Annotated in this window: 18 protein-coding genes; 13 read left to right on the forward strand and 5 right to left on the reverse strand. The window is 72.6% G+C overall.

From position 1 onward, the window contains the following. The 9 genes from ACTOQ1_RS33020 to ACTOQ1_RS33060 form a co-directional block, all read left to right on the forward strand. Nucleotides 1–589, forward strand: a 589-nt coding sequence (locus ACTOQ1_RS33020) for a phosphopantetheine-binding protein (RefSeq protein WP_440071887.1), incomplete at its 5' end; no start/stop codon positions are given. After that, nucleotides 586–6,243 carry an amino acid adenylation domain-containing protein gene (locus ACTOQ1_RS33025; protein ID WP_440071888.1) on the forward strand — a complete coding sequence of 1,886 codons (5,658 nt, stop codon included), beginning with the start codon at nt 586–588 and terminating at the stop codon, nt 6,241–6,243. The genes ACTOQ1_RS33020 and ACTOQ1_RS33025, both read left to right, overlap by 4 nt. Then, complete coding sequence (locus ACTOQ1_RS33030; protein ID WP_440071889.1) at nt 6,240–7,418, forward strand: saccharopine dehydrogenase NADP-binding domain-containing protein; 1,179 nt, start codon at nt 6,240–6,242, stop codon at nt 7,416–7,418. Before ACTOQ1_RS33025 ends, ACTOQ1_RS33030 begins: the two co-directional genes overlap by 4 nt. Continuing rightward, a complete protein-coding gene (locus ACTOQ1_RS33035) occupies nt 7,415–8,542 on the forward strand; it encodes a Gfo/Idh/MocA family oxidoreductase (RefSeq protein WP_440071890.1) in 1,128 nt (375 codons plus the stop codon). Before ACTOQ1_RS33030 ends, ACTOQ1_RS33035 begins: the two co-directional genes overlap by 4 nt. Beyond that, the gene (locus ACTOQ1_RS33040) at nt 8,539–9,318 is read left to right on the forward strand and encodes a thioesterase II family protein (protein ID WP_440071891.1); all 780 of its coding nucleotides are present in this window, start codon (nt 8,539–8,541) and stop codon (nt 9,316–9,318) included. Before ACTOQ1_RS33035 ends, ACTOQ1_RS33040 begins: the two co-directional genes overlap by 4 nt. Before the next feature lie 42 nt (nt 9,319–9,360). Continuing rightward, complete coding sequence (locus tag ACTOQ1_RS33045; RefSeq protein ID WP_440071892.1) at nt 9,361–9,759, forward strand: nuclear transport factor 2 family protein; 399 nt, start codon at nt 9,361–9,363, stop codon at nt 9,757–9,759. Nucleotides 9,760–9,825: 66 nt separating this feature from the next. Further along, nucleotides 9,826–10,941, forward strand: a complete 1,116-nt coding sequence (locus ACTOQ1_RS33050; protein WP_440071894.1) for an ATP-binding cassette domain-containing protein — start codon at nt 9,826–9,828, stop codon at nt 10,939–10,941. Continuing rightward, on the forward strand, nt 10,938–11,726 hold the full coding sequence (locus tag ACTOQ1_RS33055) for an ABC transporter permease (RefSeq protein WP_440071895.1): 789 nt from the start codon (nt 10,938–10,940) through the stop codon (nt 11,724–11,726). Before ACTOQ1_RS33050 ends, ACTOQ1_RS33055 begins: the two co-directional genes overlap by 4 nt. After that, nucleotides 11,723–12,478 (forward strand): ABC transporter permease, encoded by a 756-nt coding sequence (locus tag ACTOQ1_RS33060; protein WP_440071896.1) that lies wholly within the window; start codon nt 11,723–11,725, stop codon nt 12,476–12,478. Before ACTOQ1_RS33055 ends, ACTOQ1_RS33060 begins: the two co-directional genes overlap by 4 nt. A gap of 115 nt (nt 12,479–12,593) precedes the next feature. Here ACTOQ1_RS33060 and ACTOQ1_RS33065 read toward each other — a convergent pair whose 3' ends face one another. Further along, a complete protein-coding gene (locus tag ACTOQ1_RS33065) occupies nt 12,594–13,277 on the reverse strand; it encodes a methyltransferase domain-containing protein (protein ID WP_440071897.1) in 684 nt (227 codons plus the stop codon). A gap of 111 nt (nt 13,278–13,388) precedes the next feature. On the opposite strand from ACTOQ1_RS33065, the gene pdxH reads away from it, so the two are divergent. From pdxH to ACTOQ1_RS33085, 4 genes are all read left to right on the forward strand, one after another. Further along, nucleotides 13,389–14,033 carry a pyridoxamine 5'-phosphate oxidase gene (pdxH, locus tag ACTOQ1_RS33070; RefSeq protein ID WP_440071898.1) on the forward strand — a complete coding sequence of 215 codons (645 nt, stop codon included), beginning with the start codon at nt 13,389–13,391 and terminating at the stop codon, nt 14,031–14,033. Between the two features lie 157 nt (nt 14,034–14,190). After that, nucleotides 14,191–15,963, forward strand: coding sequence for a (2,3-dihydroxybenzoyl)adenylate synthase (locus ACTOQ1_RS33075; protein WP_440071899.1), 1,773 nt, complete (start codon nt 14,191–14,193; stop codon nt 15,961–15,963). Beyond that, on the forward strand, nt 15,960–17,156 hold the full coding sequence (locus ACTOQ1_RS33080; protein ID WP_440071900.1) for a 3-deoxy-7-phosphoheptulonate synthase: 1,197 nt from the start codon (nt 15,960–15,962) through the stop codon (nt 17,154–17,156). The genes ACTOQ1_RS33075 and ACTOQ1_RS33080 overlap by 4 nt, the downstream gene beginning before the upstream one ends. A gap of 53 nt (nt 17,157–17,209) precedes the next feature. Beyond that, nucleotides 17,210–17,827, forward strand: a complete 618-nt coding sequence (locus ACTOQ1_RS33085) for a DUF2461 domain-containing protein (protein WP_440071987.1) — start codon at nt 17,210–17,212, stop codon at nt 17,825–17,827. Nucleotides 17,828–17,968: 141 nt separating this feature from the next. Here the strand turns inward: ACTOQ1_RS33085 and ACTOQ1_RS33090 are convergent, their stop codons facing one another. The 4 genes from ACTOQ1_RS33090 to ACTOQ1_RS33105 form a co-directional block, all read right to left on the reverse strand. Next, complete coding sequence (locus ACTOQ1_RS33090; RefSeq protein WP_440071901.1) at nt 17,969–19,498, reverse strand: golvesin C-terminal-like domain-containing protein; 1,530 nt, start codon at nt 19,496–19,498, stop codon at nt 17,969–17,971. 166 nt (nt 19,499–19,664) lie between these two features. Beyond that, complete coding sequence (locus tag ACTOQ1_RS33095) at nt 19,665–19,895, reverse strand: zinc-ribbon domain-containing protein (protein WP_440071902.1); 231 nt, start codon at nt 19,893–19,895, stop codon at nt 19,665–19,667. Nucleotides 19,896–19,939: 44 nt separating this feature from the next. Then, nucleotides 19,940–20,827, reverse strand: a complete 888-nt coding sequence (locus tag ACTOQ1_RS33100) for a carbohydrate ABC transporter permease (protein WP_440071903.1) — start codon at nt 20,825–20,827, stop codon at nt 19,940–19,942. Beyond that, nucleotides 20,827–21,948 (reverse strand): carbohydrate ABC transporter permease, encoded by a 1,122-nt coding sequence (locus tag ACTOQ1_RS33105; RefSeq protein ID WP_440071904.1) that lies wholly within the window; start codon nt 21,946–21,948, stop codon nt 20,827–20,829. The genes ACTOQ1_RS33100 and ACTOQ1_RS33105 overlap by 1 nt, the downstream gene beginning before the upstream one ends. Nucleotides 21,949–22,011: the final 63 nt, after the last annotated feature.

Below are 22,011 nucleotides of genomic sequence, written 5' to 3' on the forward strand. Positions count from 1 at the left end.
GTTCCTGGGCCGGGTGGATCACCAGGTCAAGGTCCGCGGGCACCGCATCGAACTCGGCGAGATCGAAACCGCCCTGCACGCCCACCCGGCCGTACGCCACGCCGTGGTCACCACCGTCGGCCGGCCGGCCCGCCGCCTGGCCGCCCTCGTCGTCGCCGACGCGGATCCCCGGGCGCTCACCGAATGGCTGGCCGAGCGCGTGCCCGCCTACGCCGTACCGGCCACCGTCACCTTGCTGGAGCGGTTCCCGCTCAGCGCCAACGGCAAGGTCGACCGCGCCGCGCTGGCCAGGCTCGCCGAGCGGGACGTCCCCGCGGCGGCCGAGGACGAGCCGCCGTCCGGTCCCGTCGAGGAGAGGCTCGGCCGCATCTGGTGCGAGCTGCTCGGCATGGAGCGGGTCGGCCGCCATCAGAACTTCGTGACCCTGGGCGGCGACAGCATCCTGGCCGCCCGCCTCGCCGAGGAGATCCGCCGCGCCTTCGGCGCGGATCTCGCCCTGAGGCAGATATTCGCCGGTCCGACCGTCGCCGAACACGCGGTCCTGATCGAACAGCAGGAGACAGGAGCCTTCGAGGAGGGCGTCGTATGACAGCCGGTCAGCTCATCGCGGAACTAGAGAACCTGGGCGTACGCCTGTGGGAGGAATCAGGGCGGCTGCGCTTCCGGGCACCGCAGGGCGTGATGACCGAGGAGCGGAGGGCACAGCTCTCCGCGTACCGGGACGACCTCCTGGAGTGCCTGCGCGAGCCCGCCGGGGCACTGACCCCGGAACCGGCGGACCGGCACGAGCCGTTCCCGCTGACCGACGTCCAGGCCGCCTACATGCTGGGACGCAGGGAGGCCTTCGACTTCGGCGGCACCGCCTGCCAGGTCTACGCCGAGCTGGCCTTCGCCGAGCTCGACCCGCCCCGCCTGGAGGCCGCCTGGCAGCGGCTGGTCGGCCACCACGACATGCTCCGCGCGGTCGTCCACGTCGACGGCCACCAGCGGATCCAGGCCGACGTCCCCGCCTACCGGGTGCGCGTGACCGACCTGCGCGGGCGCCCGGCCCGGGAGGTGGACGCCCACCTGGAGGCCGTCAGGGCCGAGATGGACCACCGGGTCTACGACACCGGCACCTGGCCGCTGTTCGAACTGCGCGTCACCCAGGCCGGCGACCGGGCCGTGCTGCACGTGTCCATCGACTTCCTGATCGCCGACTACCTCAGCATCCAGCTGCTGCTGACCCAGCTCAAGCGGCTCTACCTCGATCCGGGCCACGAGCTGCCCACCCTGGAGATCGGCTTCCGCGACTACCTGCTCGCCGCCCGGCGGCAGCGAGACGGAGCCGCCTACGAGCGCGACCGCGACTACTGGGAGGGGCGCGCCGACGACCTGCCGGGCCCGCCCGAGCTGCCCGTACGGGAGAACGCCGCCACCGAGGCCGGCCGTCGCTTCACCCGCCACCAGGTCACCTTCGACCCGACGCGGTGGGCGCGCCTGCGCACCCGGGCGGGCGCGCACGGCGTGACCCCGTCCACGGCGGTGCTGGCCGCCTTCGCCGAGGTCGTCGGACGCTGGAGCCGCCGCCCCCGCTTCTCGCTGAACCTGACGCTGCTCAACCGGCAGCCGCTGCACCCGCAGGTGGGAGAGCTGGTCGGTGACTTCACCACCGTCAGCCTGCTCGCCGTCGAGGGCGGGCGGGGCACCGCGTTCCGCGACCGGGCCCGCGCGATCCAGGACCGGCTCTGGGAGGACCTCGATCACCGCCTCTACTCCGGGGTGGAGCTCATGCGGGAGATCGCCCGCCGCCGGGGCCGGGGTGCCGCGCTGATGCCCGTGGTGTTCACCAGCACGATCGGGCTCAGCGACGAGGCCGCCGGGCACGAGGGGATGAGCGGTCTCGCCGAGGTCGTGTACGGCGCGAGCCAGACGCCGCAGGTGTGGATCGACTGCCAGGCGGTGGTCGAGGGCGGCGCGCTGGAGGTCAGATGGGACGTCCGTGACGGGGTGTTCCCCGAGGGGGTCGTGGAGGGCGCCTTCGAGGCCCTGTCCGGCCTGCTCGGCGAGCTGGCCGACACGGACGAGGCGTGGGACGCCACCTGCCCGGTCGAGCTGCCCGCCGCGCAGGCGCGCGAGCGCGAGAAGGTCAACGACACCGCCGCGCCGCTGCCCCCGGGGCTGCTGCACGAGCCGGTGGTCGCCCAGGCGCGCCGCACGCCCGAGCGGCCGGCCGTCGTCTCCGGCGGCCGGACCCTCACCTACGGCGAGCTGCTCGGCAGAGCGGAGGACGTGGCGCGGGTCCTGGCCTCGCGCGGCTTCGGCAGGGGCGACCTGGCCGCGGTCATGATGGAGAAGGGGTGGGAACAGGTCGTCGCGGTGCTCGGCACGCTGCTGGCCGGTGGCGCGTACCTGCCGGTGGACACCGGGCAGCCACCCGCAAGACGGGACAGGATCCTCACCGACGCGGGCGTCCGCCACGTGCTCGCCCAGTCGCGGATCGGCGACCGTCCGGAGGGCGCGATCGACGTCGACCTCCTGCCCGGCGTGCCCGGTCCGGGCGGTTCCGGCTCCTTCGTGCCCGGTCCGGGCGACGCCGGATCCGGCGCGTCCGGCCGGAACGGTGTCGGCTCCTTCGTGCCAGGTCCTGGCGATGCCGTTTCCGCCGCGTCCGCTCCGTCCGCCACGTCCGCTCCGTCCGCCCTGTCCGCCCTGTCCGGTCCGTCCGGCCCGAACGGTGCCGCGTCCGCCGTGGACCCGGGGGACCTCGCGTACGTGATCTACACGTCGGGCTCCACCGGTGCCCCCAAGGGTGTGATGATCTCCCACCGGGCCGCGCTCAACACCGTCGCCGACGTCAACCGGCGCTTCGCGGTGACGGCCGAGGACCGGGTCCTGGGCCTGGCGGGCCTGGGTTTCGACCTGTCGGTCTACGACATCTTCGGCCCCCTCGCCCTCGGCGGGACCCTCGTGCTTCCCGACGCGGGCAGCCGCGGGGACCCCGCGCACTGGGCCCGGCTGATCGCCGAGCACGGCGTCACGCTCTGGAACTCCGTCCCCGCTCAGCTCCAGATGCTCGACCACTACCTCAGCTCCCAGCCGGAGCCCGGCCTGACGTCGCTGCGGCTGGCGCTGCTCAGCGGCGACTGGATCCCCGTCAACCTCCCCGGCCGGGTGCGGGGCCGCCTGCCGGGGCTGGAGCTGGTCAGCCTCGGCGGGGCCACCGAGGCCGCCATCTGGTCGATCCACCACCCCATCGGCGAGGTCCCCGAGGGCTGGCGGAGCATCCCGTACGGCACGCCCCTGGCCAACCAGACCTTCCACGTCCTCGACGAGGACATGCGCCCGTGCCCCGACCACGTCCCCGGCGAGCTGTACATCGGCGGGGCGGGGCTGGCCCTGGGCTACCTCGGCGACGAGGAGAAGACCGCCCACAGGTTCGTCGGGCACCCGGTCACCGGTGAGCGCCTCTACCGCACCGGCGACCTGGGCCGCTACCACCCCGGCGGCACCATCGAGTTCCTCGGCCGCGAGGACCGGCAGGTCAAGATCCGCGGGCACCGGATCGAGCTCGCCGAGGTCGAGGCGGCCGTCCAGGCCCACCCGGCGGTCGCCGCGGCGGACGTGCTCGTCGAGGGCACCGGCCTGGACCGGCGGCTGGCCGCGTTCGTGGAACCGGTCCGCCTCGAACGGACGCCGGACGACGACGACCCGGTGCCGGAGATGACCGCCGCGGGGTCGGCGGCGGGCGACGTGCACACCCGGCACATCGACCGCGCCGAGCTCCTGGAGTTCTTCGACCGCCTGGACCGGGCCGCGGTGCTCGGCATGATGTGGGCGCTGCGCCGCCGGGGGCTGTTCGAGACAGCCGGGCGGGAGTCGACCCTGGAGGAGATCCTGGCCGTCACCGGGGCCGCGCCCCGCCACCACCGCCTGGTCCGCAGGTGGCTGCGGGTCCTGGTCGACGAGGGGCTGCTGGAGCGCGAGTCCGGCCGCTTCCGCGCGCTGCGCACGGCCGGTGCCGACGACCTGGAACAGGCCTGGCGGCGGGTCGGCGAGCTGCGGCGCGAGGACAGCTACAAGGCCGAGCTCATCGACTACTTCAGGACCAGCACCGAGCACCTGCCCGAGCTCGTCCGTGACGAGATGGACCCGCTGCCGCTGCTGTTCCCCGAGGGCCGCCTGGAGATATCCGAGGCCGCCTACCGCGAGAACATCATCAGCCGCTACGTCAACCACGCCGCCATCGCGATCCTCACCGACATCGCCGGGCGCCACGAGGGACGCCTGAACGTCCTCGAGGTCGGGGCGGGCGTGGGCGGCACCAGCGCGCAGATGATCCCCGCGCTGGCCGGTTTCGACGTCGACTACCTGTTCAGCGACGTCTCGCCCTTCTTCCTCAACGAGGCAAGGGAGCGCTTCGGCGACCGTCCCTGGGTGCGCTACGGCCTGTTCGACATCAACCGGGACTACCGCGAGCAGGGCTACACCGCCTGCTCCTTCGACGTCATCCTCTGCGCCAACGTGCTGCACAACGCGCGGCACGCGGGCCGGGTGCTGGCCAGGCTCAGGGAGATGCTGGCGCCCGGCGGCTGGCTGGTCTTCATCGACACCACCAAGGACAGCTACCAGATCATGACCTCGATGGAGTTCATGATGCCGGAGAAGGACCCGCGCAAGTGGGACTACGAGGACCTCCGCAAGGGCCGCGACCAGACGTTCCTGGGGCGCGAGCAGTGGCTGGAACTCCTCACCGAGGCCGGCGCCGACGCCACCCTCTGCCTGCCGGGACCCGGCGACGCCACCGTCACCCTCGGCCAGAGCGTCTTCGCGGCCCGCTTCAAGAACGACCGCGCGCGGCTGGACGCGCCCGGCCTCACCCGGCACCTGGCCGAGCGGCTCCCCGAGTACATGATCCCCGGACACGTCCAGGTCGTGGACGCCCTCCCGCTCACCGGCAACGGGAAGATCGACCACGACACGCTGCGCTCCTGGCTGCCCCGCGCCGTCGCCGGTCGGGCCGCGGCCGGAGGTCCCCCCGCCGACGACCTCGAACGCGCGCTCGCCACGGTGTGGGCCGAGGTCCTCGGCCTGCCCGAGGTCACCAGGGACGGCGACTTCTTCGAGCTGGGCGGGGACTCCCTCGTCATCGCCAAGCTCGCCGCGCGCCTGCGCGAGGAGGTCCCCGCCACCCGCGACGTGTTCTGGGACGACCTCGTCCGGCAGATCCTGCACCGGCCCACCGTGGCCGCGCTGGCCGAGCACCTGCGCCGCTCGCACGACGAGGGGGAGCAGGGCACCCGGCAGGCAGCCTCCCCGCTCGTGCGCCTCGGCGACGACGGGAGCGAGGGCGGCGGCGAGAGCGGCGAGGCCCTGCGCGTGCTGGTCCACGAGGGCGGCGGCACGCTGGCGCCGTACCGCGCGCTCGCCCGGCGCCTGGCGGACAAGGGAGGCCCGCTGGCGGGCCTGGCCGTCACGGAGGTGGAGCCCTATCTCGCCGAGGAGCCGGAGGGACTCATCGAGCGCCGCGCCGCCCGCTACGCCAGGACGCTGCTCGACAGCGGCTCCACCCGCTTCCACGTCGTCGGCTACTGCATGGGCGGGCTGCTGGCCACCGAGGTCGCCAGGCACCTCACCGAGGCGGGCGCCGACGTGGAGACCCTCACCGTGATCAGCAGCTACACCCTGCCTCGCGTCATCGAGGACGAGCTGGTCGCGGAGTACGTCTTCGCCCGCGTCATGGGCGTCGACCCCGCCGACGCCGGCTACCCCGGCGACGAGGACGTCATGTCCAGGGTGTTCGAGCTCCTGCTCGGCGAGAACCCCGAGCGGGTGCCCAGGGGCCGGGTGGCGGAACTCACCGGAGACCCGGCCGTGGAGGCCGCCGCCGCCGACTTCCGGCGGCTCGCCGCCGTCGCCCCCGAGGAGAGGCTGGCCGCCATCGGCCGCGCCGCCACCGCCGCCCACTCCGACCGGGAGGTCGAGCGGCACGTGAACTCCCTGTTCCGGGTGGTCAAGCACAGCCTGGACGCCGTCGGCAGGCACGTCCCCCAGCCGTACGCGGGGGACATCACCTTCCTGCGGCAGCTCGGCGACACCAGGTTCCTGCCGTGGCTGCGCGACGACATGACCGGCTTCTGGCGCGACCTGTGCCTGGGGGACCTGGACGTGGTCGACATCCCCGGCGACCACTTCTCCTGCCTGCAGCCGCCCAACGTCGACCAGGTGGCGGACGCGCTGGCCCGGATACAGGGGGAACGATGAGAGCCGTCGGGATCCTCGGCTGTTACGGGGCGGTCGGCCGCTCCGCCGTGCGCAGGCTCCGCGAGGCGGGCATCGGCCCGCTCCGGCTGGGCGGCCGGGACCTCGGCAGGGCCGGGGAGCTGGCGGAGCGGGACGGCCCCGGCGACGGGGCCGGGCGGGACGTTCGCGACTCCGGCGGCGGGGCCGGGCGGAACGCCTCCGGCCGCGGCCCCGCCGACGAGGCCGTGGCCGTGGACATCGCCGACGCCGCCTCGCTCGCCGCGTTCTGCGACGGCTGCCGCCTGGTGCTCAACTGCGCCGGGCCTTCATGCGTGATTCTCGACACGGCCGCCCGCGCGGCCCTGGCCGCGGGCGCCCACTACGTCGACGTCGCCGGGGACGCCGCCGCGTTCGACGGCGTCTCCCGCGCGGCCCGCGACAATCCGGGACTGGTCGCGCTCCTGTCGGCCGGCATGATGCCCGGCCTGTCGGCGCTGCTGCCCCGCCACCTCGCCGCCGGATTCGACCGGCCCGAGCGGCTGCGGGCCTACACCGGGGGCCTGGACCTGTTCACGCCGGCGGCCGCGCTCGACTACGTGGCCTCGCTGTCGGGCGGGTACGCCACGCCGCTGGCCGCCTGGCGCGGCCACCAGGTGATCCCGCGCGCGCTGCGTCCCGGCATGGGCGTGCGGGTGCCGCACTTCCCCGGCAGGGTCGACACCTACCCCTACCTCGCCGCCGAGACCGAGCGGCTCGCCAGGGAACTCGGCCTCGCCGAGGTCGAGTGGGCGAGCGTGTTCGACGGCGACCTCACGGCCGCCGCGCTCGGCAGGCTCCAGGACATGGACGCCGAGGAGGCCGCCGCGGAACTGGTGCGGGTCTCCCGGCTGGAGGCGTTCGGGCGCTCCCCGTACTTCCAGCTGGTCTTCGAGATGTCCGGGGAGTCCGGTGGCGCGGCCGTGACCCGCACGCTCCTCGCGCGCGCGGCCGACGGCTACGAGCTGACCGCGGCGGTCGCCGCCGCGGCGGTGGAGGCGGTGGAGGCCGGGCGGGTCCCGCCGGGACCGGGCGAGGCGGCGGACGTGCTCGACCCTGGCCGGGTCTTCGCCGCGCTTCTCGACGACCCGCGGGTCACCCGCCTGGAGATCGTCGAAGGGGCGGCGCACACCGCGCCGGTGGAGGAGGGGGTCCTGTGAGCGACCGGCCACGCGTCGTCGTCTGCGGCACCGGTTTCGGGCGGGTGCACCTGGCGGCGCTGGAACGGCCGGGCACGCCGTTCGAGCTCGCCGGAGTGCTGGCCAGGGGAGGCGAGCGTTCGCGCCTGTGCGCCGAGCGCGCGGGGGTGCCGCTGTTCACCGACGTGGACGAGATACCCGCCGAGGTCGACCTGGCCTGCGTGGTGCTCCTCGCCGACGTCAACGGCGGCCCCGGCAGCCAGGTGGCGGCCAGGCTGATGGAACGCGGCGTCCACGTGCTGCAGGAGGCGCCGCTGCTGCACGACGAGCTCGCCGCCTCGCTGCGCGCCGCCCGCCGCAACCGGGTCGTCTTCCGGGTCAACACGCACTATGTCCACCTCGATCCGGTACGGCGGTTCGTGGCCGCCGCCAGGACGCTGCTCGCCCGCGGGCCCGCGCTGTTCGTCGACGCCGCGTGCGGCGTCCAGGTCTCCTACACCATGTTCGACATCCTGGGCCAGGCCCTCGGCGGGCTGCGGCCGTGGGGCTTCGCGGAACCGGGCCGGCTGCCCGAGACGGTACGGCGGCTGTCGGAGAGCGCGCCGCCCTTCCGCACCGTCGACGGCGTGCTGGCGGGCGTCCCGCTCACCCTGCGGGTGCAGAACCAGCTGCACCCCGCCGACCCCGACAACCACGCCCACCTCCTGCACCGGATCACCCTCGGCGTCGAGGGCGGCACGCTCACGCTGGTCAACACCCACGGCCCCGTGCTGTGGTCGCCCCGGCCGCACCTGCCGGCCCGCGCCAGGGAGCTCACCGCGCTGGACGGCGCCGAGGACGAGCACCTCGACTTCCCCAGCTGCGTGCCCGTCGGCCCGGCGCGCGCCCCCAGCTACCGGGAGATCCTCGGCGAGATGTGGCCGGGCGGGGCCGGGCGGGCGATCGACGCCGCGTGGGAGGCCGTCCGCAGTAACCGGGATCCCTTGAAGGAGGGGCAATATCATCTCTCCGTGAGCAAGGCGTGGCAGGATGTGGCGGCGGTCCTGGGCTATCCGGAACGACTCGCGGGGCCGTCTCCCCGCCCGCTGTCGGCCGGTGATCTGATGTCCGCGATGACCGCAGAACACCAGGAGGTGCCCCTATGACCATCACCGGCGACGACCTGCTGGCGCGATGGCTGCGCCGCTACCGGGACGTGCCCGTGCCCGGCCTGAGGCTGGTCTGCTTCCCGCACGCGGGGGGCGCGGCCGGCTTCTTCAGGACGTGGGCCGCGCGGCTGCCGTACGGTGTGGAGCTCTACTCCGTCCAGTATCCCGGCCGTCAGGACCGCATCCAGGACGGCTTCGCCCCCGACATGGACGCCCTCGCCGGTCCCGTCGCCGCGGCGCTTCGCCCCCTGTGCGACCGCCCGCTCGCGCTGTTCGGCCACAGCATGGGCGCGGCCGTCGCCCACGAGGTGGCGATGCGGCTCGAGGAGGGCGGAAGCGGGCCGCTCGCCGGGCTGTGCGTCTCCGGGCGCCCGGCGCCCGACCGCACCCGGCACGCCGAGGTGCACCTCGGCGGCGACGAGGCGCTCCTGGCCGACCTGCGCAAGCTCGGCGGCACCGACGAGGAGGTCCTCGCCGACCCCGACCTGCGCGAGCTCGTGCTCCCCGCGCTGCGCGCCGACTACCGCCTGATCGAGACGTACGAGGCGCCGCCCGCGCCGCCGGTGGAGACCCCTGTCCACGTCTTCGTCGGGGACGCCGACCCGGAGGTCGACGGCGACGAGGCCGCCGCGTGGTCGCGTCACACCTCCGGCGCGTTCACCCTGCGGACCTTCCCCGGCGACCACTTCTATCTGCTGCCCAACGAGGCCGGCGTGGTCGAGGAGGTGATGCGCGCCTGCGGCCCGGTCGATCCGTGGCCTTCGACCCCCTAACACTCCCGAGATTCCACGACATCGTCAGAGAGAGGAACCATCATGGGTAACGGTGCCATCGAGAAGGAACTGCTGGTCCTGGAGGAGCAGGGCTGGAGCGCGATCTCGAAGGGCGACGGGGAGTTCTACCGGCGGCTGGTCACGGAGGAGACGCTGTGCGTCGAGCCCGACGGCCTGCAGACCGGTGCCGAGCTCGCCGACGACATCGACGCCAACCCCTCACCGTTCGACGACTACAAACTGGAGGACGTCAAGGTCCTGCCGCTCACCGGCGACAGCGCGATCATCACCTACCGCGCCGTCGTGCGGCTCAGCCAGACCGATTTCACCTTCCAGCTCTACATGACCAGCGCCTACGTGCGGCACGACGGCGGCTGGAAGCTGATCTTCCATCAGCAGACGCCCGTGAAGGAGGAAAACCAGGAGGCCCAGGCGAGCTGATCCGGGTTCCCGCTCTCCCCCCGGGCATATGGATGGGACCACTTCTCACAGTAGGGAGGCACCACCATGAACGGAGGCGGCATCGACGTCGACCACCTCCGCAAGACCTTCGGCAAGAAGGTGGCCCTGGACGACGTGTCATTCGTGGTCGAGCCCGGCAGCATGGTCGGCCTGCTCGGCAGGAACGGCGCCGGCAAGACCACGGTCATCAACTGTCTCAGCACGCTGCTCCCGCCGGACGGCGGGCGCGCCACGGTCGCCGGCCACGACGTGGTGAGCGATCCGGTCGGCGTGCGGGCGTCCATCGCCCTCACCGGGCAGTTCGCCGCGGTCGACGAGGTCCTCACCGGGCGCCAGAACCTGGTGCTCTTCGGCCGCCTGCTGAAGCTGAGCAAGAAGGCGGCCCACGCGCGCGCCGGGGAACTCCTGTCGGGATTCGGGCTGACCGAGGCGGCCGACGATCCGGTGGGCTCCTACTCGGGGGGAATGCGCCGCAGGCTGGACCTGGCGGCCAGCCTCGTGGTGGAACGGCCGGTGATCTTCCTGGACGAGCCCACGACGGGGCTCGACCCCGCCGGGCGGCGCGAGGTGTGGGACGTCGTCTCCGGCCTGCGCAGCGGCGGCACCACCATCCTGCTGACCACCCAGTACCTGGAGGAGGCCGACCGCCTCGCCGATCGCATCGTCGTCGTCGAGGGCGGAGCGGTCATCGCCGAGGGCACCCCGCGGGAGCTGAAGGACCAGGTCGGCGGCACCGTCTGCGCCGTCCACCTCGAGTCGGCGACCGAACGCGAGAAGGCGCTCGGCGCCCTGCGCGGCGCCATGGACGGCACCGCCGAGCACGACGGCGTCATCACCGTGCCCGGCGCCACCGTCCGTACGGTCGCGGAGGTGGCGCGGATCCTCGGCGACGCGGGCATCGAGCCCGACGACGTGGCACTGCGCCGCCCGACGCTCGACGACGTCTTCTTCGCGTTGACCGGGACGGCGCCCCGCGCCACCGGAGACGACGGCCCCGGAGACGACGGCCCCGGAGACGGTGGCGCAGGCGACGGTGACGCGGGAAGCGGGCCGGGCGGCTCCGACGGTTCCGGGAACCGGGACGCCGGATCGCGGTCCCGCGACGGCGGTCCGGTGAGGACCCCGGAGAGCGGGCCGGCCCGGCAGGGAGCCAGGCCGTGACCGCGGTGCCGGTGCGGACCGAACGCGGGCTCGGCAACCTCGCGCGACAGGGGATGCTGCTCGCGGGCCGCAACATCCGGCTCACCTCGGTGTCCGACACGATCAGCACCATGATCGTCTTTCCGGTGATCTTCGTGTTCGGCTTCCTCGCCCTGTTCGGCAACCTGTTGCAGGTCAAGGGCATCGAGTACGCGCAGTTCCTGCCACCGGCACTCGTCGTGCAGTGGATGTTCTCGGTCGCCATCTCCACCGCGTTCTTCTTCGCCTCGGACCGGCGCTCGGGCATCCTCGCGCGATACCGCGCGCTCGCGATCAACCGCGGCGCCGTGGTGGTCGGCCGGATGGCCGCCGACGTGCTGCGCGCGCTGCTGGCGATCGCGGTGATCGTGACCGCCGGATACGTCGCGGGCTTCCGCTTCGAGGCCGGGCCGCTCGCGGCGCTCGGGTTCGTGGCGCTGTCGGTCGGGTTCGCGCTCACGCTCTCCGCCGGGACGAGCGCGCTCGGGCTGGCCTCCAGGGAGCCGGAGACGGTCTCCTCGACCCTGCACCTCGTCTACATGCCGCTGCTGATGATCTCCTCGGCGTTCGTGCCCGCGGACGCGTTCCCGGCCTGGCTGGAGCCGGTGGTGCGCCTCCAGCCGGTCACCGCGGTGATCGACGCGTTGCGGGCGCTGGCCGAGGGCGGGCCCACCGCGGGCCCGGTGACGCGGGCGCTCCTGTGGATGGCGGGGCTGCTGGTCCTGTTCTCCCTGGCGGCCGTGCGGGCGTTCAGGAGGGCGACATGAACACTCTCACCGAGACCGGCCTGCTGGCCGGTCGCAACCTGCGGAGGTTCTTCAAGACGCCGCAGCTGGTCGCCGACACGGTCATGTTCCCCGTCATCCTGCTGTTTTTGATGCTGCTGGTCTTCGGCGAGCTGGTCGGCGCGGCCACCCGTGGCGCCTACATCGACCGCCTGGCCCCGGTGATCATCCTGTTCAGCGCCGCCTACGGCGCGGTCGGGACCGGCATCGGCTTCCACACCGATTTAAGGAGCGGCCTCGTCGACCGGTTCCGCGCGATGGACATCGGCAGGCTCTCGGTCCTGACGGGCAGGCTGGCCGGAGACCTGGTGCGGGTTCTGATCGTCGCGGTGGTCACCACCGCGGTGGCCTATCTCGCCGGATTCCGCTTCACCCAGGGGCCGCTCGCCGCCCTGGCCTTCTTCGGGGTCGTCCTGCTGTTCGCCTCGATGTTCCTGTGGCTGGCGATGGTGGTGGCGCTGACCGCGTCCAGCGAGCAGGCGGTCAGCGGCGCGCTCAACACCCCGGTGACCCTTCTGCTGTTCCTGTCGTCGGGCTTCGTGCCGCTCGAGCAGTTTCCCGGCTTCCTGCAGCCGATCGTGCGGGCCAACCCGCTCTCCCTGGGCGGCGACGCCCTCGTGGGGTTGTCGCAGGGCGGCCCGGTGGCGGCGCCGGTGCTCTTCACGCTGGCGTGGACGGTGGTGGTGACCGCGATATCGGCACCACTTTGCGTTCGGCTCTACCGGAGGCGGTAATTCACCGGAGGCGGTAATTCGCCGTGACGATCATTGGGAGCCGGTGACGATTCCGACGGGAATTGTCTGGGAACGGTGCCGGATAAATGTGGAGGAAGAATTCCTCCGAGCCTTTTCAGGCTCGGAGGAATTCGATCAGCCGGTAGTTTATGCGGCCCTGCGGCGCGAGGCATTCCGCGGCTCGCAGGGTGACCTGGCGCCAGCCGTGCCTGACGGCGATCTCGTCGATCAGCGACGCGTTCCCGAGGTCGGTGAACCCGAGCAGCAGCCTGCCGCCCGGGTGCAGGCGGGCCGCGGCGCCGGCGAGGTAGGCCTCGTGCGCGGCGTATCCGGGGTCGAAGAACGCCCGGTCGAGGTCGTCGGCCGAGGCCTCTCCCGCCGGCGCCTCGACGAAGTTGGAGTTCCAGTAGATCATGTCGAAGCGCTCGTCCCCGCCCAGCGGCTCGAACATGTCTCCGCAGCTCACGCGGACACGATCGGCCACGCCGTGCCGCTCGGCGTTGCGCCGCGTGTTGTCGGCCGCCGCCCGGCTCATGTCGATCGCGGCCACCTCGGCGCAGCCGCGCAGGGCGGCGGTCACGGCGATGTAGCCCGTGCCGCTGCCGACCTCGCAGAAGCTCCCGAACAGGGGATAGGGGATCCACTCGGCGTACAGCGCGGACGACTGGGCCAGGTGGGGCGCGTAGACGCCGGGCAGCAGGTCCCATTCGAGGCCGAGCAGGCGGAACGTCCGCGGCCCGGTTATTTCCCTGTGCCGGGCCAGTAGATTTCCCGCGGCCTCCTGCGCGCGAGTATTCATCGGCTCTCTCCGATCTCCGGTTGACATTGCGTCTCTCAATTATAGGCATTAGCGTTTAAAGCATGCCAGCCGTGGCATGGTGCCGAAAGACATTCAACAGAGGGAATGAAGATGTCGATGACAGCAGACCTCTCGCGGCTGGGCGCCTCCTACCGGAGGGAGGGGGTGGAGCCCTCGGAGCTGGAGAGCGACCCGCTGGCGCAGTTCCGCCGCTGGCACGACGAGTGGCTCGCCGCCGCCCGTCCGGCGAGCTCGTCCGCCGTCCTCGCGACCGCGGACGACGCGGGCCGCCCGTCGGCCCGCTGGGTGGACGTGGCGTACGTGGACCACGGGTTCGTGTTCTTCACCGACCACGGCAGCCGCAAGGGCGCCGACCTCGCCGTCAACCCGCGGGCGGCCCTGTGCTTCGGCTGGCTGGAGGTGGGCCGCCAGGTCCGCGTCGAGGGCGAGGCGGCCAGGATCCCCGACGTGGAGTCGGACGCCTTCTTCGCCGCCCTGCCCAGGGGGATCCAGTCGCTCGCGTGGGCGACCGACCAGCGCCGGATCGTGAACGGCGGGCAGGAGCTTCGGGAGAGCCTGGCCGAGGTCGGCGAGCGTTTCTCCGGCCAGGAGGTGCCGCGCCCCGTCCACTGGGGCGGCTACCGCCTGGTGCCGGGTGAGGTGGAGTTCTGGCAGCGCCGCGCCGACGAGGTCCAGGACCGGTTCCGCTACAGCCGCGAGGGCGGCGGCTGGCGGATCGACCAGGTGGCCCCCTGAGGGCGGACGCCGAGAAACAGGCGGCCCCGCGGGAGCCGCCGGGCGACCGGCGGCTCTCCGGGAGCGGAGGCCGCCGGGCGACCGGTGGCCCTCCGGGAGCGGAGGCCGCCGGGAAAGGTGGCTCTCCGAAAACGGACGCCGCCGGGAAAGGAGACCCATGCTTGCCGGATGTGTGGAATGGCCGTCGGAGATCGCGGACTTCTATCGGAGGGAGGGCTACTGGCGCGGTGAGACGCTCGGAGACCTGCTGCGCCGCCTCGCCGCCGCCCACGGCTCCCGGACCGCGCTGGTGGCGGGGGAGGCCCGCTGGACCTACCGCGAGCTCGACGAGCGGGCCGACCGGCTGGCGGCGGGCCTGAGCCGCCTCGGCATCGGTCACGGTGACCGCGTGCTGGTGCAGCTGCCGAACGTCCCGGAGCTGGTGGTGTTGTGCTTCGCGCTGTTCCGGCTCGGCGCGCCGCCGGTGCTGGCGCTGCCGCCCCACCGCGGCAGCGAGATCGGGCACCTCGCCGAGGCCACCGGCGCCGTCGCGTACGTGATCCCCGACGTCTTCCAGCGGTTCGACCACCGTGAGCTCGCCCGCCGGGTGCGGGCGGAGGCGCCGTCGCTCGCGCACGTGCTCGTCGTCGGCGACCCGCAGGAGTTCACCGCCCTCGCCGACCTCGAAACAGGCCCCGAGGTCGTCTCCGAAACCACTTCCGGAGCGGGCATGGGAACCACCCCCGGGGCGAACCTCGAAGCCGCCTCCGGGGTGGGCGCCGGAGCGGACCTCGAACGCGGCGGCTCCCCGCCGCGGGGGCCCGAGCCGGGTGACGTCGCGCTGTTCCTGCTGTCGGGCGGCACCACCGGCCGTTCCAAGCTCATTCCGCGCACGCACGACGACTACGCGTACAACATCAGGGTCAGCGCGGAGAACGCCGGTCTCGACGAGACCTCGATCTATCTCGCGGCCCTGCCGGTGGCGCACAACTACGCGCTCGGCTGCCCCGGCGTGCTGGGCACGTTGCAGGCGGGCGGCACGGTCGTGCTCTCCCCGGCGCCCAGCCCCGACGAGGCGTTCCCCCTGATCGAGCGGGAGCGGGTGACCGTCACCGGCCTGGTGCCGTCCCTCGCGCTGCTGTGGGTGGAGGCGGCCGGCTGGTCGCCCCAGGACCTGTCCAGCCTCCGCCTGGTCCAGGTCGGCGGCGCGGCGGTCTCCCCGGACCTCGCCCGCCGGGTGGGCAAGGAACTGGGGCGGGTCCAGCAGTCCTTCGGCATGGCGGAGGGACTGCTCAGCCAGAGCCGCGGCGACGACCCGGACGAGCTGCTGGAGACCACGCAGGGCAAGCCGATCTCCCCGGCCGACGAGGTGCGCATCGTCGGCGAGGACGGCGAGGAGGTGGCCCCCGGCGAGGTCGGCGAACTCCTCGCCCGCGGCCCCTACACCATCCGCGGCTACTACCGGGCCGCCGACCACAACGCCGCCGCCTTCACCCCGGACGGCTTCTTCCGCAGCGGCGACCTGGCTCGCCTCACCCCGTCGGGTCATCTCGTCATCTCCGGCCGGGTCAAGGACGTGATCAACCGGGGTGGCGACAAGGTGCCCGCCGACGAGGTGGAGGACCACCTGCTGGCCCATCCGGGCGTCCGCGCCGCGGCGGTGGTCGCCATGCCGGACGCGTTCATGGGGGAGCGCTCGTGCGCCTACCTCGTCGCCGGCGCCACGAACACCGGCACCACCACCGCAACCGCCCCGAGCACCGCCCCGAGCACCGGCACCGGTGCCGCCCTCGACCTGCCGTCCATCGCGGCCTTCCTGCACGAACGCGGGGTCGCCGCCTACAAGGTGCCCGACCGGATCGAGGTGGTCGCGGCCCTGCCGCTGACCCCGGTGGGGAAGGTCGACAAGGCCGATCTCCGCGCCCGGCTCAGGGACGGTGACGGATCGTGAAGACCACGGCCACCGGAGCCGCCACCACGACCGCCGGGGTCGCCGGGGTAGCAGCCCAGCAGCCGGAGTGGAGCGACCCGGAAGCGCTCGAGGAGGTCAGGCGCGAGCTGCGCTCCCGGCCGCCGCTGGTCACCGAGGACGAGTGTGCGACGCTGGCGGCGTCGCTGGAGCGGGTCGCGCGCGGCGAGGCGTTCGTGCTCCAGGGCGGCGACTGCGCCGAGCGTTTCCGCGAGGCCAACGCCGAGGAGACGGGCAGGAAGGTCGACCAGCTCCACTCCCTCTCCGCCCGTCTGCGCGCCGGTTCGGGCGCCGGCGTGGTGGCGATGGGCCGGATGGCCGGGCAGTACGGCAAGCCGCGCTCCGAGTCGTGGGAGAGCGCCCCCGACGGCAGGGTGATCCCCACCTACCGGGGCGACGCGGTCAACGGCCCGGCGGCCGAGCCCGGCGCCCGTTTCGCCGACCCCACCCGCCTGCTGCGGGCCTACGACTGCGCCGGGCGCGTGCTGGCCGCCGTACGGGCCTCCTGGGAGGGGCGCGAGGCCACCGAGCGGATACACGTCTCGCACGAGGCGCTGCTCCTGGACTACGAGTACCCCCTGGCCAGGGACGGCGCCACGGGCCGCTACGCCTCCTCGGCGCACTCGGTGTGGATCGGCGACAGGACCCGCTCCGTCGACGGCCCGCACGTCGCCTTCGCCTCCTCGGTCTCCAACCCCGTCGGCGTCAAGATCGGCCCGTCGATCGGCCCGGCCGAGGCGGTCCACCTCAGTACCCTGCTCAACCCCGGCGCGCTCCCCGGCCACCTCACCTTCATCGTGCGCATGGGCAGCGCGCGGATCCGGCGCCTGCTTCCCGAGCTGGTGGGCGAGGTCGCCAGGCGGGGCATGCCGGTGGTGTGGGTGTGCGACCCCATGCACGGCAACACGATGCGGATGGGTACGGGGGTCAAGACACGGCCGATGGAGGCGATCCTGGAGGAGACCACCGCGTTCGTCCGGATCCTGCGCTCCCTGCGCGAGCATCCCGGAGGGCTGCACCTGGAGATGACGCCGCAGGACGTGACGGAGTGCGTGTCCGCCCCGCGCCCGTTCTCGGCGCCGCCGCCCCTGTCGCGCTACCGGACGGCCTGCGACCCGAGGTTGAACGCCGAGCAGGCCTGCGAGGTCGTCGAGCGATTCGCGGGCATGCTGTGAGCGTACGAGCGTGAGCGCAGGGAAGGAGAGACGACATCACCGGCTTCCAGGGGATCGGCAGGAAGGCGTTCGCCTTCTACGAGGAACTCGCCGCCGACAACACCCGTGAACACTGGCACAGGAACAAGGAGACCTACGAGAGCGAGGTCCGCGAGCCGCTGCTCGCCCTGCTCGAGGAGCTGGAGGACGAGTTCGGGCAGGCCAAGCTGTTCCGGCCGCAGCGCGACACCAGGTTCACCGGTGACAAGTCGCCGTACAAGACCTATCAGGGGGTGACGGTCGGCGTGGGCGGCACCGTCGGCTACTACCTCCAGCTCCAGGCCGACGGGCTGTTCCTGGGGGCGGGCTTCCACTCCCTCGACTCCGCCGACACCGCCCGCTACCGGGCCGCGGTGGACGCCGACGGGCCGGGCAAGGAACTCGTCAAGATCACCGACCGTCTGGTGCGGGACGGGTTCGAGCTCGTCGGCGAGCGCGTCAAGACCCAGCCGCGCGGCTACTCCGCGGACCACCCGCGCATCGAGCTGATCCGTCACAAATCGCTGGGAGCCGAGCGGACCGTCCCGAAGTCCAGGCTCCAGGGCCGTAAGGCGCTCACCGAGGTACGCGACGGCTGGCGCAAGGTCCGCCCCCTCGCCGACTGGCTGCTGGAACACGTGGCGACCGGCTGACCGGTCACCCCCGGGGCAGGGGGACCGGAGCGCGGCTCTCTTGCCGGAGAGAACTTCCGATGCGGAGTTTCTGGCGGGCGGGCGGGCGCGACCCGCGCCCCGGGCGGGGCGCGGGTCGCGGGGTGCCGCGGGAGACGGCCGTCAGAGCCGGGTGAGGCGAACGGCGTCGGCGATGACGAGTCCCGTGCCGGAGGTCCAGCGGCTGACGCCGACGGCGTTGTACGTCCCGGCCTTCAGGGGGAACGTCCCGATGCTTCGCCAGGCGCCGCCGCCGGCGCGCTGGTCGACGTAGACCGTCCTGCTCCCGGCGGAGGTGGCGACGATGTACGGGGCCGAGCTGTTGTGGCCGGGGGCGGCCGGGTACCAGACCTCGACCTGGTAGGTGGCCGCGGCGGGGACGGCGAACCGGTACCAGGCGACGTCGCTTGAGGTCACCGGCCTGGCCTGGCGGTGGTCGGGGCCGTGGCGCCCGGCCGCCTGGGCGGAGGCGGTCCAGTTCGCGCTCGCGGTGAACGCGCCGGAGGTGGCGTTGTCGGCGGTCGCCGACCAGGGGGCGGTGCTCCCGGTGACGTACCGCATGTACTTGGCCCAGTCCCAGTGGGCGCCCGGGTCGGTGTGCGTGGCGCCGGGGACCTGGTTGTGCCCGATGATGTGCGAGCGGTTCTTGGGGATGCCGTACTTGTCGCAGAGGGCGCGGGTCAGGGCCGCCGAGGCGCGGTACATAGCGTCGGTGAACCAGGAGGCCTTGTTGACGAACCCCTCGTGCTCGATCCCGATCGACCTGGCGTTGTAGGACCGGTTCCCGGCGTGCCAGGCGACGTCCTTGTCGCGGACCATCTGGGTGATGTCGCCGTCGGAGGAGCGGACGACGTAGTGCGCGGAGACCTTCGCGCTGGGGTTCTGGAACCAGGAGAGCGTGCCCGCGTACGCCCCCTGGGTCACGTGGACGACGATCCGGTCGATCTTGGAGCTTCCCGGCCTGCTCGCGGTGGCCCGGTTGCCGGCGTGGGCGGCCACCCAGCTCGCGGCCGGGTAGTCCGGGCTCGGGGCCTTGGCGGCCAGCTCCCGCACGCCCTCGTAGACGCCGCGGTCGGCCTGCAGTTCCACGGCCGTGACGGTGACGACCTCGCCGTTCGCGGCGGTGGCCCGGACGCCCTTGCCGAGGAGGTCGTAGACGGTGTCGGCGTACAGCCTGGCCGTCTCGGAGCTGGAGGCGTTGCCGTACCTGGCCACGGCCGGGTACCACCGCCCGGCGTCCTTCCTGGCGGTGGCGTCGAGGCCGAGCGCGTCGGCGTGGGAGCGCAGCACCGCGGCGCCGCCGAGGATGTTGGCCGCGTCGTCGGTCTTCAGCGTCGCCGCCGGCCGGCCGGTCAGCTGGGCCGCGCGTTCCAGAACGCGCACGGCGGGGTTGCTGACCAGGTGCATGACCCCGTACCCGCCGCTCGCGCTCGGCTCGCCGTCGTGCCCGTCGAGGTGCGTCTCCGCGTACGCGAGCGCCACGAGCAGGTCGCGCGGCACGTCGTACGCGGCGGAGGCGCGAGCGAAGGCGTCCGCCAGGGGGCCCGCCGACCGGGCGCCCGCCGCCTGGGCGGGCACGAGGAGCAGGACGGCGAGAACGGCGGACAGGATCGCGGCTGACCGGCGGTGCGAGCGCGGCCGTGCGTTCTGCACGGAGCCTCCTCGGGAATCGGGGTCCGGGTCCCGTCCGGACACCGGCTGATTCGGCACCGTAAAGCAGAAACACGACAAGTGTAAATAATTAACACTTCTTTGTTTGTTTCAGACAAATTCCCCCTTTAGTCTGATAGTCCGTTATCTGTGCAGGTGGGCGGGGGTCTCAGTGGACCGCCAGCCGGGTCGCCTCGTCCTTGGAGATCGTGTACGAGGCCGCGCAGAAGGTGCACTGCATTCCGTATCTCGTCCGTACCGGGAACAGCGGGATGAAGAACAGGCTGAACTTGGTGACCCGTCGCGACAGCACCTGCGCCGCCGTGTTGCCGCAGTTGCGGCAGGTGAGGGGCACGACCCCGAGCTGGTGGGCCACCGTACGCAAACCGAAGATGAGCATTCCCCAGACCTACCCGGTACGGACGCGCTACTCCCCGCGCTTCGTCACCCCTTGTCGGCCCCCTCGTTGGCGCCGCGGATGAAGTAGCGCTGGAAGATCACGAAGATGATCGCGACCGGGATGGTCGCGAGCACCGCCGCGCCGAGCTTGAGCGGATACTGGCTGCCGACTCCGAGGGAGCCGCTGACCAGGTCGGCCAGGCCACGCGGCAGGGTGAAGAGGCTGGGGTCCTGGACGGCCACCAGAGTGTGCGGGAACTCGTTCCAGCTGCTCTGGAAGGAGATGATCGTCAGGGTGATGACGGCGGGGCGTCCCATCGGCAGCACCACCGACCAGAAGACGCGGAACCGGCCCGCCCCGTCGATCCGCGCCGCCTCCTCCACGCTCACCGGGATCGACTCGAAGAACTGCTTCATGATGAACACCCCGGCCGCGTCCGCGACGATCGGCAGGATCAGCGCGGTGTAGCTGTCGTAGATGCCGAGCTGGTTCAGCACCAGGAACTTCGGGATGAACAGCACCACCCCCGGGACCGCCATGATCGCGACGATCGCGGTGAAGAGCGCCCCGCGCCCCCGGAAGCGCAGCCGGGCGAGCGCGTACCCGGCCAGGGAGTCGAGGAACACCCGGCCGACGGTGATGACGACGGTCACCAGCAGCGAGTTGCCCAGCCACAGCGGCATGCCGGTGTCGACGAACACGCGCTCGAAACCGGCCGTCGTCACCGGGTCGGGGATCGGCGAGAGCGGGCTGGCCGCGGCGTCGGGCTCGGTCTTGAACGCGTTGGCCACCTGGATGACGAACGGGTAGAGGAAGACCAGCGAGAAGAAGACCAGGACGGCGTACCCGCCGAAGGTGGAGACCAGCGAGCGGATCCCCCCGCCCGCCCCCTCCGGACGGGCGGGGGCGGGACGGGTCTTGACCGCGGACATCATGCCCTCCTCCGGCGTGACACGGGGCGCGGCGCGCGGCGTCTCGCGGTGCCGCCGCCCTTGGCGTCCCTGTCGCGCATGACCCACCGCTGGAACGCCGCCAGCACCACGATGAGCACGAACAGGACGAACGAGATGGCGGCGCCGGAGCCGTAGTCCAGCTCCTTGAAGGCCGTCTGGTACGACAGGAAGGCCGGGGTCAGGGTGGTCTTCGCGGGTTTGCCCTGGCTCATCACGTACACCTGGTCGAAGACCTGCCAGGTGGCGATCAGGCCGAGGGTGAGGACGAGGAACAGGGTCGGCTTGAGCAACGGCAGCGTCACGTGGCGCAGGCGCTGGCGGGAGGTGGCGCCGTCCAGCATGCTCGCCTCCTCCAGGGTCACCGGGATGTCCTGGAGCGCGGCGAGGAACATCAGCATGAACGTGCCCGAGGTGGTCCACACGACCAGGATGATGATCGTGCACATCGCCACGCTGGGGCCCGCCAGCCAGTCCCACCACGACAGCCCGAACGGGCCGCCGTCGGTCAGCGCCGCGGGGGGCGCCTCCGGATCGACCAGGCCGGCGGAGCCCAGCAGCAGGTGCAGCACGCCCCGCGCGTCGGAGAACCACGGGGGGCCGTCGACGCCGACGAACGCGAGCAGCTGGTTGACCGCGCCGGAGTTGCTGAAGATGAACAGGAACAGGACGCTGATCGCCACCGAACTGGTCACCGAGGGGAAGAAGAAGGCGGTGCGGAAGAAGGTCTTGCCCTTCAGCAGCCGGCGGTTGACGACCAGCGCCAGGCCGAGTGCCAGGACCGTCTGGGCGGGCACCACGATCAGCACGTAGTAGAAGTTGTTGCGAAGGCTCGTCATGAAGTTCAGGCGGCTCAGGTTGTCCTGGGTGAACAGCTCGGTGTAGTTGTCCACGCCGACGAACGGCACCTGCGCCCGGAACGGGCTGCCCTGCCCGTTCCAGTCGGTGAGGCTCACCCACAGCGCCATCAGGATCGGCAGCAGCATGAACAGGGTGAGGATCACCACCACCGGCGCCACGAAGAGCCAGCCCGCGATGTTCTCCCTGGCCCTGTCGCCAAGGCGGCGCGCGGGTCGCCGCGGTGCGGTCGTTGTCTCGGCCACGTCAGTCTCCCTCACGTCCGGTGCGCGGCCCCGGACCCGTCCGGGGCCGCGCACCGGGCTGAC

The sequence above is a fragment of the Streptosporangium sp. OZ121 genome (assembly GCF_051918885.1).
Taxonomy (GTDB): Bacteria; Actinomycetota; Actinomycetes; order Streptosporangiales; family Streptosporangiaceae; genus Streptosporangium.